The sequence below is a fragment of the Roseovarius sp. B-10 genome (assembly GCF_056859295.1).
Window position 1 is genome coordinate 73,282 of sequence record NZ_JBSXOE010000016.1, and the last position, 14,126, is coordinate 87,407.

Annotated in this window: 13 protein-coding genes, 1 pseudogene and 1 riboswitch; of the genes and pseudogenes, 5 read left to right on the plus strand and 9 right to left on the minus strand. The window is 69.0% G+C overall.

From position 1 onward, the window contains the following. Nucleotides 1-34: 34 nt before the first annotated feature. The 3 genes from AC13D8_RS01830 to AC13D8_RS01840 all read right to left on the minus strand — a co-directional run bounded on the left by AC13D8_RS01830 (nt 35) and on the right by AC13D8_RS01840 (nt 3,680). Complete coding sequence (locus AC13D8_RS01830) at nt 35-520, minus strand: fasciclin domain-containing protein (protein ID WP_482967368.1); 486 nt, start codon at nt 518-520, stop codon at nt 35-37. Nucleotides 521-742: 222 nt separating this feature from the next. After that, the gene (gene cueR / locus AC13D8_RS01835) at nt 743-1,147 is read right to left on the minus strand and encodes a Cu(I)-responsive transcriptional regulator (protein ID WP_482967369.1); all 405 of its coding nucleotides are present in this window, start codon (nt 1,145-1,147) and stop codon (nt 743-745) included. A gap of 16 nt (nt 1,148-1,163) precedes the next feature. Continuing rightward, entirely contained in the window at nt 1,164-3,680 is a 2,517-nt protein-coding gene (locus AC13D8_RS01840; protein WP_482967370.1) for a heavy metal translocating P-type ATPase, read from the minus strand. 126 nt (nt 3,681-3,806) lie between these two features. Further along, nucleotides 3,807-4,007, plus strand: a riboswitch (cobalamin riboswitch). Nucleotides 4,008-4,100: 93 nt separating this feature from the next. Here AC13D8_RS01840 and AC13D8_RS01845 point away from each other — a divergent pair. Beyond that, nucleotides 4,101-4,388 carry a hypothetical protein gene (locus tag AC13D8_RS01845; RefSeq protein ID WP_129432745.1) on the plus strand — a complete coding sequence of 96 codons (288 nt, stop codon included), beginning with the start codon at nt 4,101-4,103 and terminating at the stop codon, nt 4,386-4,388. A gap of 228 nt (nt 4,389-4,616) precedes the next feature. Here the strand turns inward: AC13D8_RS01845 and AC13D8_RS01850 are convergent, their stop codons facing one another. After that, nucleotides 4,617-4,841 carry a DUF1127 domain-containing protein gene (locus AC13D8_RS01850; RefSeq protein WP_104018732.1) on the minus strand — a complete coding sequence of 75 codons (225 nt, stop codon included), beginning with the start codon at nt 4,839-4,841 and terminating at the stop codon, nt 4,617-4,619. Between the two features lie 295 nt (nt 4,842-5,136). On the opposite strand from AC13D8_RS01850, the gene AC13D8_RS01855 reads away from it, so the two are divergent. Next, entirely contained in the window at nt 5,137-5,631 is a 495-nt protein-coding gene (locus AC13D8_RS01855) for a L,D-transpeptidase family protein (protein WP_482967371.1), read from the plus strand. Nucleotides 5,632-5,730: 99 nt separating this feature from the next. Further along, nucleotides 5,731-7,356 carry a DUF4139 domain-containing protein gene (locus AC13D8_RS01860; protein WP_482967372.1) on the plus strand — a complete coding sequence of 542 codons (1,626 nt, stop codon included), beginning with the start codon at nt 5,731-5,733 and terminating at the stop codon, nt 7,354-7,356. 12 nt (nt 7,357-7,368) lie between these two features. On the opposite strand, the gene AC13D8_RS01865 is transcribed toward AC13D8_RS01860, so the two are convergent. Continuing rightward, nucleotides 7,369-7,893 carry an invasion associated locus B family protein gene (locus AC13D8_RS01865; protein ID WP_482967373.1) on the minus strand — a complete coding sequence of 175 codons (525 nt, stop codon included), beginning with the start codon at nt 7,891-7,893 and terminating at the stop codon, nt 7,369-7,371. Nucleotides 7,894-8,098: 205 nt separating this feature from the next. Here AC13D8_RS01865 and AC13D8_RS01870 point away from each other — a divergent pair, with 205 nt between their 5' ends. Further along, on the plus strand, nt 8,099-9,091 hold the full coding sequence (locus tag AC13D8_RS01870) for an asparaginase (protein ID WP_482967374.1): 993 nt from the start codon (nt 8,099-8,101) through the stop codon (nt 9,089-9,091). 153 nt (nt 9,092-9,244) lie between these two features. Here AC13D8_RS01870 and dapA read toward each other — a convergent pair whose 3' ends face one another. Beyond that, a complete protein-coding gene (gene dapA / locus AC13D8_RS01875; RefSeq protein ID WP_482967375.1) occupies nt 9,245-10,120 on the minus strand; it encodes a 4-hydroxy-tetrahydrodipicolinate synthase in 876 nt (291 codons plus the stop codon). A gap of 230 nt (nt 10,121-10,350) precedes the next feature. On the opposite strand from dapA, the gene AC13D8_RS01880 reads away from it, so the two are divergent. Continuing rightward, complete coding sequence (locus tag AC13D8_RS01880; protein WP_482967376.1) at nt 10,351-12,183, plus strand: lytic transglycosylase domain-containing protein; 1,833 nt, start codon at nt 10,351-10,353, stop codon at nt 12,181-12,183. A gap of 346 nt (nt 12,184-12,529) precedes the next feature. On the opposite strand, the gene AC13D8_RS01885 is transcribed toward AC13D8_RS01880, so the two are convergent. The 3 genes and pseudogenes from AC13D8_RS01885 to AC13D8_RS01895 all read right to left on the minus strand — a co-directional run. Continuing rightward, the gene (locus tag AC13D8_RS01885; RefSeq protein WP_482967377.1) at nt 12,530-12,937 is read right to left on the minus strand and encodes a hypothetical protein; all 408 of its coding nucleotides are present in this window, start codon (nt 12,935-12,937) and stop codon (nt 12,530-12,532) included. A gap of 113 nt (nt 12,938-13,050) precedes the next feature. Beyond that, a complete protein-coding gene (locus tag AC13D8_RS01890) occupies nt 13,051-13,911 on the minus strand; it encodes a substrate-binding domain-containing protein (protein WP_482967378.1) in 861 nt (286 codons plus the stop codon). 74 nt (nt 13,912-13,985) lie between these two features. After that, nucleotides 13,986-14,126: pseudogene (locus AC13D8_RS01895) on the minus strand (MBL fold metallo-hydrolase); the annotation flags it as partial.

Below are 14,126 nucleotides of genomic sequence, written 5' to 3' on the forward strand. Positions count from 1 at the left end.
AGGGGCGGCCCGCGAGGGCCGCCCCCGGATGTGCTTACTTGGGCATGATCACGCCGTCGATGACGTGGATGACACCGTTGCTGGCCTCGACATCGGCCTGTACCACGTTGACGCCGTCCACCGTGACACCGCCCCCGGTGCCGATGGTGACTTTGCCACCCTGCACGGTTTCGGCCATCATGCCGTCGCTGAGGTCGCCCGACATCACCTTGCCCGGCACCACGTGATAGGTGAGGATCGCGGTGAGCGTGTCCTTGTTCTCGGGCTTGAGCAGATCCTCGACCGTGCCCTCGGGCAACGCCGCGAACGCCGCGTTGGTGGGCGCGAATACGGTGAAGGGGCCATCGCCCTTGAGCGTCTCGACGAGATCGGCGACCTTCAGCGCGGCGACGAGGGTCGAGAAGCTCTCGTTGCCCGTGGCGATATCCACGATGTCCATCTTGTTGCCGTGCCCGTCGGCGAGCGCGGGGCCTGCCATGATGGCGGCGGTGGCCAGGGCCAGGTAGGTTCTGCGAAGCATGGTGTTTCCTTCGTTTGCGGTTTGCATTTCGCGACACCCGCTCCGGGTGTCGATATGTGGCTTACGAAGGAATGCGCGGGCCGGTTCAGCGGGGATTTTCGCTCATGCGGCTTGACGAAAAGGGGTCAATCGCTAAGCCGGGGGTGATTGAAATATCCAATCACGATCTTGTGAATTTTACTGGCCTCGCGGCCTTGGTGCGGCGGTGCTGACGGTGCCCGGTCAGGTCTCGGCCTTGTCGTCCTCCAGCGCCAGATCTGCGAGGATCGGGCAGTCGGGGCGGTGGTCGCCTGCGCAGGCCTCGACGAGGTGGGCCAGCGTGGCGCGCATCGCGCTAAGCTCGGCGAGCTTGCCGTCGATCTTTTCCAGATGCGCCTTGGCGATGTGCCGGACATCTGCGCTCGCGCGGCCCTCGTCCTCGTAGAGCGCGAGCAGCCCGCGGCAGTCGTCGATGGAGAACCCCAGAGACCGCGCGCGCCCCAGAAAGCCCAGCTTGTGCACGTCGCGCTCGCGGAACTGGCGATAGCCGTTCTCGCCGCGCAGGGGGCGGACGAGGCCGATCTCCTCGTAATAGCGGATGGTCTTGGCCGGCAGGCCGGTGCGTTGCGAGACATCGCCGATATTCATGGTCGCTCTCCTCTCGTTACCCGGCGGTGGCCGGGTGCGCGGCCACCGGTGCCGTGGCCTGGGGACGTCCACCTGTCTCGTCACCCAACATCGGGCGCAGCCGCCGCAGGCGCAGCGCGTTCGAAACGACGAAGACCGAGCTGAGGGCCATCGCCCCCGCCGCAAGAACTGGCGAGAGCAGCACGCCAGAGACGGGGTAGAGCACCCCGGCCGCCACCGGGATGAGCGCCACGTTGTAGCCGAAGGCCCAGGCGAGGTTCTGCCGGATGTTGCGCATGGTCGCGCGCGACACCGCGACCGCGCCCATTACCCCGCCCAGATCGCCCGACATGAGCACCACGTCGGCGGCCTCAATGGCGATATCGGTGCCTGTCCCTATGGCGATGCCCACATCCGCCTGCGCCAGGGCGGGCGCGTCGTTGATCCCGTCGCCAACAAAGGCCACCGGGCCGCGCGCCTGCATGTCCTTGAGCGCAGTGACCTTGTCCTCCGGCAGCAGCCCGGCCACCACCTCGTCGATGCCGGTCTCGCGGGCGATAGCCTCGGCCGTCTCGCGTTTGTCGCCGGTCAGCATCACCACGCGCAGCCCCGCCCCGCGCAGGGCGGCGATGGCCGCCACGCTCGACGGCTTCACAGGGTCGGCGACCGCGATCACGGCGGCGAGCCGCCCGTCGATCGCGGCAAAGAGCGCCGTGCGCCCGCGCGCGGCGAGGTCGGCCTCGGTCCGGGCGAGGGGCGCGATGTCGATATCCTCGCGCACCATCAGCCGATCGGCCCCCACCAGCACGTCGCGGCCTTCGACACGCGCCCGCACGCCGTGGCCGGTGATGGTCTCGAATTGCGTCACCTCCACCTCTTCCGCCCCTTCGGCACGGGCGGCGCGCGCGATGGCATCGGCGACGGGGTGCTCCGAGCGTGCCTCGACCGCGGCGACCAGCCGCAGCACCTCGGCCCGGTCCATCCCCTCGGCCAGCACCAGGTCGGTCATCTCGGGGTGGCCCTCGGTCACGGTCCCGGTCTTGTCGAGTGCCACCGTTCTGACCCCCGCCAGCGCCTGAAGCGCGTCGCCCTTGCGGAACAGCACGCCCATGTCGGCCGCGCGCCCGGTGCCCACCATGATCGAGGTGGGCGTCGCCAGCCCCATCGCGCAGGGACAGGCGATGATGAGCACCGACACCCCCGCCACCAGCGCCAGCGTCAGCGCGGGGTCGGGGCCGACCGCGAGCCACACAGCCACCGTCAGCGCCGCCACGGCCATGACCGCGGGAACGAACCACAACGTGATCCGGTCCACCATGCCCTGAATCGGCAGCTTGGCCCCCTGCGCCTCTTCGACCATGCGGATGATCTGCGCCAGCGTGGTATCGGCCCCCACCCGCGTGGCGCGCAGCATGAGGCTGCCCGCGCCGTTGACCGTGCCGCCGGTCACTGCGTCGCCGGGGTCCTTGGCCACCGGGACCGGCTCGCCGGTGATCATGCTCTCATCGACATGGGCGCTGCCCTCGGTCACCTCGCCATCCACGGGGATACGCTCGCCGGGACGCACGAGCACGATATCGCCGGGCACGATGGCGTCGATCTCTACCTCTTCGGCCGTGCCGTCGCGCATCACCCGCGCAGTGCGTGCCTGCAGACCCATCAACCGCTCGATCGCCGCGCCGGTCCGGCCCTTGGCGCGTGCCTCCAGCCAGCGGCCCAGCAGGATCAGCACCACGATCACCGCCGCCGCTTCGAAATAGACGGCGCGCACCGCCTCGGGCAGGACGCCGGGTAGGAAGGTCGCCACCACTGAGTAGCCATAGGCGGCCCCGGTCCCGAGCGCCACGAGACTGTTCATGTCCGGCGCGCCGCGCAGGAGCGCCGGGATGCCCGTGCGGTAGAAGCCGCGGCCCGGTCCGGCCAGCACCAGCGTGGTGAGCACGAATTGCAGAATCCAGCTTGCCTGCATCCCCACCGTGTCGGCGATCAGCATGTGCAGCGCGGGGATGGCGTGGCCTCCCATTTCCAGCACGAAGACCGGCAACGCCAGCACCGCCGCCAGACCCGTGCGTCGCGCCATTTTGCGCGCCTCATCTGTCTTGCGCGCTGCCGCGTTGCGCGATTCGCCGCCCTGCGCGAGCGTGGCCGGATAGCCCGCTTCGCCGGCGGCTACGGCAAGATCGCGTGCCGTGACGGCACCCTCGGCATGGATCACCCGCGCGCTTTCGGTGGCGAGGTTCACCCGCACGTCGAGCACGCCCGGCAGGTCGGCGAGCGCCGCCTCGACCCGGCCCACGCAGGATGCGCAGGACATCTTGTCCACCGAGAGCACCGTCTCGGCCTTGCGCAGGGGGTATCCCGCGCGGTCGAGCGCCGCCGCGATGTTGCGTAGCGGGACCGAGTCCGAGGTGTCAATTCGCGCCGAGGCATCCGCGAGGTTGACGTCGGCGCGCGTTACGCCCTCGACCGCGGAAAGCGCCTCCTCGGCACGCCGCACGCAGCCCGCGCAGGTCAGCCCGTTGAGGAAAATCCTGATTTGCCGTGTCCCGGTCATCCCGGCTCTCCGTTTTTCCAAGTGTCTGACCGTGACATAGAGATTCCCGCTACTGGAAGGTCAAGGGCCGTGCCGCTTTTCGATCCGCGATCTTCGCCTTTGCGCTTGCGGGCGCGGGGCTCGGTGTTAGCCTGCCTGCATCATGGTGCCGCCCCTCGGGGCGGAGAATTGGGAAGCCGGTGCGACTCCGGCGCTGCCCCCGCAACGGTAAGGGAGGGCGACGAGGCGTTACGCCACTGGGCCGAAGACAGCCCGGGAAGGTGCCTCGCGCATGGGCCGACAGCCCGCCACCCAAGCCCGGAAACCAGCCATGATCCACGTCGAATCGCGGTGGGCGATGCGGGCGTTTGTGCGTGCCCGCGCGCCATCGCCCCGCCCACTGCCCCATCCGGCCCGGGGTGCGGTCGGGGAGAACGAAGCATGACGGATTTCGACCGAATCATCGACGCCCTCGAGGAAAGCCCGGCTGAGGGTGCGCAAGCGATGGCAGCCGCGCGGCTGGGTTTTCTGGAATGGGTGTTCGCCACGCCCGGTCCGCTCACCGCGCGGATGGCGCGCGATGCGCTCGATACGCAGGCTGCCCGTGACGCGCAAAGTCCGGCGGCGCGCGCCTTCGTTGGCTGTGTCCGCGAGGCCGGTACGCCTGCCCGAGCCTGCTATGCAGGCCGCCGCGCCGCGCGGGCAAAGCGTGCACGATGGCTCAACTGACATCTCGGGGCAGGGCGGCAGAAAAGAAAAACGGCGACACCAGGGAGGAGGAGGGTGCCGCCGTTCTCTTTCGCGTCGGGCCTCAGGGAGGAGGAGGAGACCGTCAGCTATCTTTCAGGATCGTTTTCGCGACCCTGTCGTTCGGTCCCGGGCTCTTGGGAGGAGGAGAGAGAGCCCGCGACCGTCACGGATGCGCCAGGGAGGAGGAGAGGCGCACCCGTATTCCGTTCAGCGCCGTGCGCCGTAGACCGAGTCGCGCGCGACCCGGCGAATTTCGCTGCGATGCAGGCCAAGGTCGGCCAGATCGCGGTTGCTCAGCTCGGAAAGCTCGCGCACTGTGCGGCGGTAGGCGATAAAGGCTGCGGCACGCTGCGCTGCGGCGCGAACGGTGTTGCGAAGCTCGCCCCACGCCGTGCCTGCTGTGCCATATTGCGTTACGATCGACCGTGCCATGTTCTTTCCCTTGCGATCTTCTTCGCTTTAGCTGTTCGAAGCCACTCTGTTTGGCCCCGGTTGATGCAAAGATAGCCTCTTTCTGCGCATGCACAATACCAGCTTGAACATTTCTGCCATGCAGAAAACGCATGGCAGAAAGTGACCTAACGTCAGGCAAACGCATAGCTTTTCATCGCTAACTGATGCCATTCTGCGCATCCTTCGAAGATTGCGCATCGCGGCGATGCGGCATGCGCGCCATGTTCGCGGCGAAAATATCTGGATCGGGCGGCCGCACATGGTAGCAAGGGGCATGACACCAAACGACCTCGTTCTCACCCCCACCGGGCTACGCTTTGGCGGGCGGCGTTATCCCTGCACGATCGGGCGCGGCGGCATATCGGGTGCCAAGCGCGAGGGCGATGGTGCGACGCCTGCCGGCATCCATCGCATTGTCGGGATGCTCTACCGTCCCGACCGCATGGCGCGGCCCGCCAACTGGGCGCTGCCGATCAGGCCCGGCGATCTGTGGTCCGACGATCCCGACCACGAGGATTACAACCTCATGGTACGCGCGCCCTATCCGCACAGTCATGAGGTCTTGCGCCGCGCCGATCCGCTCTATGACCTCGTGATCGTGACCGACTGGAACTGGCCCCGCGCCGCGCGCGGGCGTGGGTCGTGCATCTTTGTGCATCGCTGGCGCAGGCCGGGCTATCCGACGGCGGGCTGCATCGCGCTGCGACCCGATCACCTGAGCCGAATCGCGGCGGGCATCTGCCACGGGACGCGGCTGATCGTGCGGTAGAAGGGGCCGGAACAGTCCCCGGTTCCCTGGGCGTGCCGTCGCGCTTGCGCTCTGTTCCCGAAACACCCAAGTATCACAGAAGCTGATTGGAGGTTTCCCATGCGCGGCGTGTCCCTTGCCCTTTCGCTTGTTCTTGTTGCTTCCCCGGTGCTGGCCGATGACTTGGCTGTGACCAGTCGGGTGAGCGCCGCGACCGTCTATCCAGAGGGTGCGACCGTCACCCGCGAGGCGGCGTTTTCGGCGCCCGCCGGGGAGCATGAGCTGATCCTCACGGACCTGCCGCGCGACACGCCGCTGGCGTCGGTACGGGTGGCGCTGGACGGCGCGCGGCTGGGTGGTGTGCGCACACGCGAGGACTACGTGCCACCACGGCAGGCCGAGGACGACGCGGAGGTGCAGGCCGCGCGGGCCGAGGTCGAGCGTCTGGAGGAGGCGCTGCGTGCTGGCCGTGCCGAGGTGGCCGATATCCGGCTGGAGGCCGATGCGGCCCGGGCGCGGCTGCGCTTTCTCGACGGCATCGGCAAGGCCGAGGGGCTGGCGGCGCAGGAGCCGGCCACGCTGGGCGATCTGGTGGCGATGATCGGGCGCGAGACGCTGGAGGCACGCCGCGCCGAGACCGCTGCCGAGCGCCGTGCCGATGCTGCCGAGCGCGCGCTCAAGGACCTGGTGGAGAAGCTGTCGCGCGCGCGGCAGGCGCTGGAGGCGCTGGTGCCCGAGACCGGGCCGCGCGCCCTGCTCGCCGTCGCCATCCGCGCCGACGCGGCCACCGAGGGGCAGCTCACCGTCAGCTACACGGTGCCGCAGGCGGGCTGGCAGCCGCTCTACGATCTGCATCTTGCGCGTGACGAGGGCCGGGTGCGGATCGAGCGCGGGGCCTTCGTGCGGCAGGAGACCGGCGAGAACTGGCGCGACATCGCGCTCACCCTCTCGACCCGCCGTCCGGCGCAGCAGGGCGCACCGGGCGAGATCCACCCGTGGATCCCGCGGCTCGGCGATCCCGACGAGATCCGCCCGATGCCACGGGTGAAGGGCGACGGCGCGCTGATGGAGATGGCCGCGCCCGCCGCTGCGGCCCCCGAGGCCGACATGGCGCGGCCCGAGTTCGACGGGCTGTCGGTGCGCTACGCCTATCCCGCGCCGGTGAGCGTCGCCACCGGGGCAGACCGGGTGCGGCTCATGCTCTCGCCCATCGAGGCCGACGCAGAGATCAGGGCGCGGGCGGTGCCACTGGTGGACGAGACCGCCTTCCTCATGGCACGGGTGACCAATTCGGATGAGGACGTGATCCTGCCCACGTCCGAGGCACGCTTCTATCTCGACGGGCGCTATGTCGGGCAGCGCTGGCTGCCCTTTGCCGCGGCGGGCGCGGAGATGGCGCTCTCGTTCGGGCCGATCGAGGGGCTGACGCTGAAGCGCGTCGTCAAGACGCGCTCGGAGGGCGATCGCGGCCTCATCAATCGTGCCAGTGAGCGCCGCGAGACGGTGGAGATCACCGTCGAGAACCTCACCGGCGAGAGCTGGCCGGTCACCGTGCTCGACCGTGTGCCGGTGTCCGAGCAGGACGACCTGCGCATCACGTGGAATGCGCGGCCCGATCCCGACGAGACCGACGTCGAGGACAAGCGGGGCATCCTCGCCTGGCGGTTCGACCTGGAGGCGGGTGCGCAGCGCACCATCACCCTCGATACGCAAATGAGCTGGCCCGAGGGCAAGGTGCTGCGCTGAAGTGCAGGCGGGTTAGCCGCTACAGCGCTTCTCCGCCTCTTCGACGGCGGCGGTGTAGCCCAGAAGCGAAAAGGTGTCCTTGGTCTGGGTGCCACGCGTGGAGCGGGCGGTGAGCACCGCGTCAATCCCGCGCTTCATCGCCGCGAGGATCTTCGCGTCATCTTCTACGGTGGCGGGCCATGCCCATTCGCCTTCGCTGAACAGCTCGAAGCTGTCGTCACCGATGCGCAGGTTCACGGTCGAGCCCTTTGCGAAGGGATAGCCGCCGGTGAAGGTGATCTGCCCCTGCACGTCGGCAGCGGGGCGAAAGAAGGTCATCAGCAGAATATCGCCGCGCCGCACCGCCACCACGCGGCCATCGCGGGTGTTCACTGTCTCGGTGGGGGCCGAAACCGCCCAGCATTCGCGCGGATCGGTATCTTCGAACACGCTCCATGCCGTGTTCGTCGCCACCTGATTCGTGCTCGTGTCCTGCGCAGTGGTCGCCGTCGCCGCCGCACATGCCAGTGCAAGGGCGAGGCCTCGTGCAAGTCCCATCATCATGTTCCAGCCTCCAAGCCGTCCCAGCCTCAATCTTTCGACCGGCCGCCGCCCTTTACAGGCCTGTTGTATTGTGCGACCGATCCACGTTCGACGCATCGAGACTAGCGCGAATTGGACGGGAAGTGAAAGGCGGAATTGGCGGGTCTCCGCGAATCGTGTGGCCTCTTCCCGCGCCGGGCGCGCAGACCGGAGACCACGCATGACCCACCCCGTTCCCCTTGCCGAAGTTTGGCGCGGACCGCGCCCCGAGAGCGTTCACCTCGGTCACGCCGTGATCTGCGATGCGCGAGGCGAAATCGTCGAGGCATGGGGTAACCCCGACGAGGTGGTGCTGCCGCGCTCCTCGGCCAAGATGATCCAGGCGCTACCGCTGGTGGCTTCGGGGGCGGCGGACGCGGCGGGGCTGACGCCCGAACATCTGGCGCTGGCCTGCGCGTCGCATAGCGGCGCGGCGATCCATACCGACAGGGTGGGCCGCTGGATTGCCGAGATTGGCCTCGGCGACGGTGATTTCCGCTGCGGCGCGCACATGCCGTGGGACAAGGCGGCGCATGATGCGCTGCTTTGTTCGGGTACCGCACCCTGCCAGGTGCACAACAACTGTTCCGGCAAGCATGCCGGGTTTCTCACCCTCAACCGGCATCTCGGTGGCGGCCCCGACTATGTCGAACCCGACCACCCGGTGCAGCGCGCGGTGATGGAGGTGTTCGAGACCGTTACCGACCAATCCTCGCCCTATTACGGGATCGACGGCTGTTCTGCCCCCAATCCGGCCACCACGCTGCGGGCGATGGCGCGGGCGATGGCGTGGTATGCGAGCGCGGGCGAGGCCACCGCCGAGGAACGCGCCGCCCGCAGGCTATGGCAGGCGATGGTGGCCCATCCTGATCTGGTGGCGGGCGAGGGGCGGGCCTGCACCGAGTTGATGCGCGCCTGCTCGGAGCCGGTGGCGCTCAAGACTGGGGCGGAGGCGTTCTATATCGCGATCCTTCCGCGGCGGGGCCTCGGTGTCGCGCTAAAGATCGCCGACGGCGGCACGCGCGGCGCGGAATGTGCCATCGCCTCGATTCTCGTGCGGTTGGGGGTGCTCGACCCCCAGCATCCGGCGGCGTGCAAGGTGCGCAACGCGCCGATCACCAACTGGCGCGGCATCGAGACAGGCGCGATTCGGCCCGCCGCTACGATGGCCTGATACAGGCAGAGGAGATCGACAAGGCGGGCATCGCGACCCGGAGGCGCCGCCGACTTGCGTCTTGTGATCGGTGAATGTGCAAGATCGGCTGTCCGGGGGCAGGGCGCGTGAATGCGCCTGAACGCACCCCAGGCCTGGCCCCGCGATCCCTGCTCAGTTGATGAGCCCGGCGTGGCGCAAGCCCTCCTCGACCAGCGCTTTGGTCGGATCGCTCAGGCCCACGAGCGGCAGGCGTACCTCGTCGCTGCACAGCCCCAGCCGCGACATCGCGTACTTGACGCCCACCAGCCCCGGCTCGACAAAGATCGCCCGGTGCAGCGGCATCAGCCGGTCCTGCAATTCGAGCGCGGTGGCATAGTCCCCCGCCAGCGTCGCCTCCTGCACCTGCGCTACCAGCTTGGGCGCGACATTGGCGGTGACCGAGATGACACCCTGACCGCCCTGCGCGTTGAATCCGTGGGCGGTGGCGTCCTCGCCCGAGATCTGGATGAAATCCTTACCGCAGGCGATGCGCTGCGTGCTGACGCGGGCAAGATCGCCGGTGGCGTCCTTGACGCCGATGATACGCGGAAGCCGTGCCAGCTTGCCCATCGTCTCGGGGAGCATGTCCACCACCGACCGGCCGGGAATGTTGTAGATGATGATCGGCAGTTCGCAGCAATCGTGCAGTGCGGTGAAATGCGCGATCAGCCCCGCCTGCGTGGGCTTGTTGTAATAGGGTGTCACGACCAGCGCGGCATCCGCGCCCACCGTTTCGGCATGGCGCATGAAGCGGATCGCCTCGATCGTGTTGTTGGAGCCCGCCCCCGCGATCACCGGGACGCGCCCGGCGGCGGCGCGCACCACCTCGTCGATCACCCGCTCGTGCTCTTCGTGGGTAAGCGTCGGGCTCTCGCCCGTGGTGCCTACGGGGACGAGCCCGCGGCTGCCCTCGCCGATGTGCCATTCCACGAGAGTCCGAAGCGTCTCGTAATCCACCTCGCCGTTCCTGAACGGTGTAACGAGGGCAGGGAAGGATCCTTTGAACATCACGCGCTCCTTGTGGTCTCGGGCGGCGACCGGTCCTCCACTCGTGAGTGGACCGCGCGGACCGCGCCGCCTAGGCTGGGGACGTCTATCCTGATTCAGCGCGGAAAAGGCAAGGGATGTTGCGGCTTCTGGCGATGGTTTTGATCTGTGCAATACCCCTCGGTGCGGCGTCTGCGGCTTCCGACGTGCCGCGCATTGCGCCGCGTCCGCTGGCCAGCGCGCTTGAGGCCATGGGTGCGGGCCGCTGGGAGGTGGCGGCGCGGCTCGCGGCGCGCGACGGCCCGGCAGCGGCCGATCTCGTCGAATGGTACCGGCTGCGCGCGGGACTGGGCGCGCCCGACGAGATCCTGGGCTTTCTGAGGCGCAATGACCACTGGCCCGGCCTTGACCTGCTGCGCCGCAACAGCGAGGCGGCGATGGCCGGCGCGGATTTTGACACGGTGCTCGCCTTCTACGACGGGTACGTGCCGCAGACGGGTACCGGCGCGCTCTCTGCCGCCCGCGCGCGGCTGGCGCGTGGGCGGCAGGGTGAGGCCGAGGCCGGAATCGTGATGGCATGGCGCACGCTCGATCTCACCGCAGCCGAGCACGCCGATTTCCTGCGCGAATTCGGCGCGCTGCTGGCCCCCCATCACGAGGCACGGCTTGACATGGCGCTGTGGCGCGGACTCGACGACGCCGCCCTGACGCTGCCGTTGGTGAGCGACGCCACGCGCGAGCGAGCCGAGACACGGGCGCGCGTGGCCGAGTCCGGCCCCGATGGCGTGAGCGCGACCGCGGCCCGCGACCCCGGCATCGCCTTCGCGCTGTTCGAGCATTACCTCGCGCGTTCCGCCGAGGACGCCATCGCTGTGCTGTTGCGCCAGAGCCGGATCAGGGGCGGGCTGGGCGTGCCCGAGCGCTGGGCCGGCTGGCGCCGGGCGCTGGCTCGCCAGGCGATGCGGGACGGCGAAGCGGCGCGCGCCTACGAGATCGCGGCGCTGCACCAGCTTGACGAGGGTGCGAATTACGCCGATCTCGAATGGCTCGCGGGCTATATCGCGCTCATCCATCTGGGCGAGCCCGACCTCGCGCGCGATCATTTCCAGCGTTTCCGCAGCGCCGTCAGCACACCGATTTCGCTGGGGCGTGCGGGTTATTGGCTCGGCCGGGCGGTCGAGGCCGGCGGTGACGCCGAGGCGGCGCGCGCGGCCTATGCCGGAGGGGCGGATCACCCGACCAGCTTTTACGGGCTGCTCGCGGCGGAACGGATCGAGCGCGACATCGCCGAACGGGTCTCGGGCGCCGGGACCGTCCCACCATGGCGCGAGGCGGATTTCGCGCGCACCGACCTGCACGAGATCGTCACGCTGGCGCTCGACATGGACGAGACGTGGCTGGCCCGGCAATTCCTGCTGCACCTCTCGGAGACGCAAGACCGGCAGGGCCTTGCCCGCATGGGCGCGATGCTCGAAGAAATCGGAACGCCCTACCTGCAAATCATGCTCGGCAAGGCGGCAGCCGAACGCGGCATCGTCCTGCCCGCCATCTACTACCCGCTCCATCCCCTCACGGACATGGACCTGCCCGTGCCGATGGAATGGGCGCTCGCCATCGCCCGGCGCGAGAGCGAGTTCAATCCCGTGGTGATGAGCGGCGCGGGCGCACGCGGGCTGATGCAGCTCATGCCCGCCACGGCGCGCGAGATGGCCAGCGACAGCGGGCTCGACACGGATGCCGCGCGGCTGGTGACGGACTGGCGCCACAACGTGCGGCTCGGTGCCGCCTATCTGGCGCAGTTGCGGGGGCGGTACGAGGGCAATCCGCTGCTCGTCGCCGCCGCCTACAATGCCGGGCCGTCGCGGGTGACGGACTGGCTAGGGACCTATGGCGATCCGCGGCGCATGGCCCCCGAGGCGGTGATCGACTGGATCGAGAACCTGCCCTTTCGCGAGACGCGCAACTACGTCATGCGCGTGGCCGAGAGCCTGCCAATCTATCGCGCCCGGCTTGGCCAACCGGCGCTGCCGCGGCCCTTCTCTCTGGAAATCGGGGGCAGCGACCGCCCGCGCGCAACGGACTGACCGGCCTCGGCGCGGCGGAGTGACAGCTAGACGGCAAGCCTCGTCACGCGAGGCAGGCACGGTGGCAAGAGGTGGCAAGAGCGCCCCGTGACCGTATCCGTACCTCGAAAACTCTCATGAAAAACGCTTGGGTTCAATCTCTGCCAGGGGCGCAGCGGGGGCGGGCATGGGCCGTCAGGGCCGCGCATCCCGGGTTTCGGTGATTGCCCCGCCTGCCCGCTGGAGAGGGCGGCGGGGCCGAAACCGGGGTGCAAACGCTTGCCGCACGGGATGTCCCGCTGGAGATGCAGCACGCCGAAGGAGAGCGACGCACCGCACGGGAAGGCCCGTCAGGCGCACATGCCGGTTATCCCCGGGCCAGCGGCGGTGGGGCGCGGGCGTTGTAGGCGGCGACAGGGGCCTGCGCCTCTGGGCAGCCCGCGTCGGAGAGCGGCGCGAGGCGCGAGAAGGCGACGATCCGCGCCGCCGGGTCTGGCCCCGTATCGGTCAGCGTGACGGGCGACTTGAAAAAGGGGCAGGGCGCGTTCAGGTGCGGGCGGTCCTCCTGCTCTGCCGTGTCCGACGGCGCACCGACAGCATACAGGCAGAGCGCACCGCCCAGCGCGATCACCTCTGCCAGACGCGCCTCCTGAGCACGCTCCGCTGCGCGGGCTGCATCGGCAAGCTCGTGCTGGCACTCTACGGCGGCGGCGGTGGCGACGCGCACGCCCAGAAGCAGCACCAAGAGGACCGGGGCGACCCTGCCCTTTGCCATGCCCGCGATGCGTGCGCGAATGCCCATAATCACGAAATCCAATGACCCGAAATACCGGGCCGACCATTAAAACGCTACGGGGCGATCGGCCCCCGGTCAAGCCTGTGGTCACATTACGGCGACAACCACCGCACCGTGCCCATGCCGCCGGTCTCGTAGCCGCCCAGCGCCGTTGCCTTGGCGGCGATTACCTCGGAGCGCATGAAGCTCACGAGGCTTTGCACCGGCTCTGTGAAATAGGCGCGCCGGTCAATGAGCAGGTCGAACCGCTCGCGCAGCAGCGGGCGGAACACCAGCCGGAACTGCCGCGCCATCGCCTCGATCCCGAGCGTCGCCTCGGCCTCGCCAGCGGCCACCGCCGCCGCCGCCTCGCTCTCGGTATGGGCGGGGCTGGCAGCGGTCGTGAGGTCCGTGGGTGTCAGCCCCGCCTCCGCCATCAGCCGCGCGAAAAGCGCCGTGGTGCCTGCCCCCTCTTGCCGCAGGATCACCCGCCGCCCGCGCAGGTCGGCGAAATCCCGCACCATGTCGGCCACCTGCGGCGCCAGGATCAGGCCGCGCACCCGCGTGGCCCATCCGATAAGCACCGCGTCGCGTATCCCCCGCGCCTCCAGCGCCGCGATGTTCCAGTCTTCCTCGCCGGGGATGTGCAGCCCCGCCACTGCCGCCTCACCCCGGCACCAGGCGTCGAGCCCGCCCATGCTGCCGTTCCACAGCGTCGCCAGCGCCGACCCGCTCTCGCGCAGCGCCCAGTCGAGCAGCGGATCGTGCGAGCCGGTGACCACGCCGGGGCGCGCGGGCGGTTGCAGCGCGCCCTCGCCCTCGATCCAGGCGGTAATCTCGGATTGTGGAAACAGCAGCTTGCCGGTGACCTTGCGATGCGGGATCTCGCCCGCCGCGACCATGTCATAGACCTTGCGTTCGCGGACGCGCAGCAGGTCGGCGACTTCCTTGGTAGTCAGGTAGCTGGGGTCCATCGGCTCTCGGCGATCGCTTGGGGCTTTTCCCGGTCCTAGCCGATCCGGACCGGGAAATCAGCAGGAAAGCGCGTTCAGAGCCGGTTCACCGGCACTTTCAGCATCGGGTTGCCGTCGCGGTCCTTGGGCACCGCGCCCGCGCGCATGTTGACCTGCAACGACGGCAGGATCAGCCGCGGCATGTCCAATGTCGCGTCGCGTTCGGTGCGGAAGCG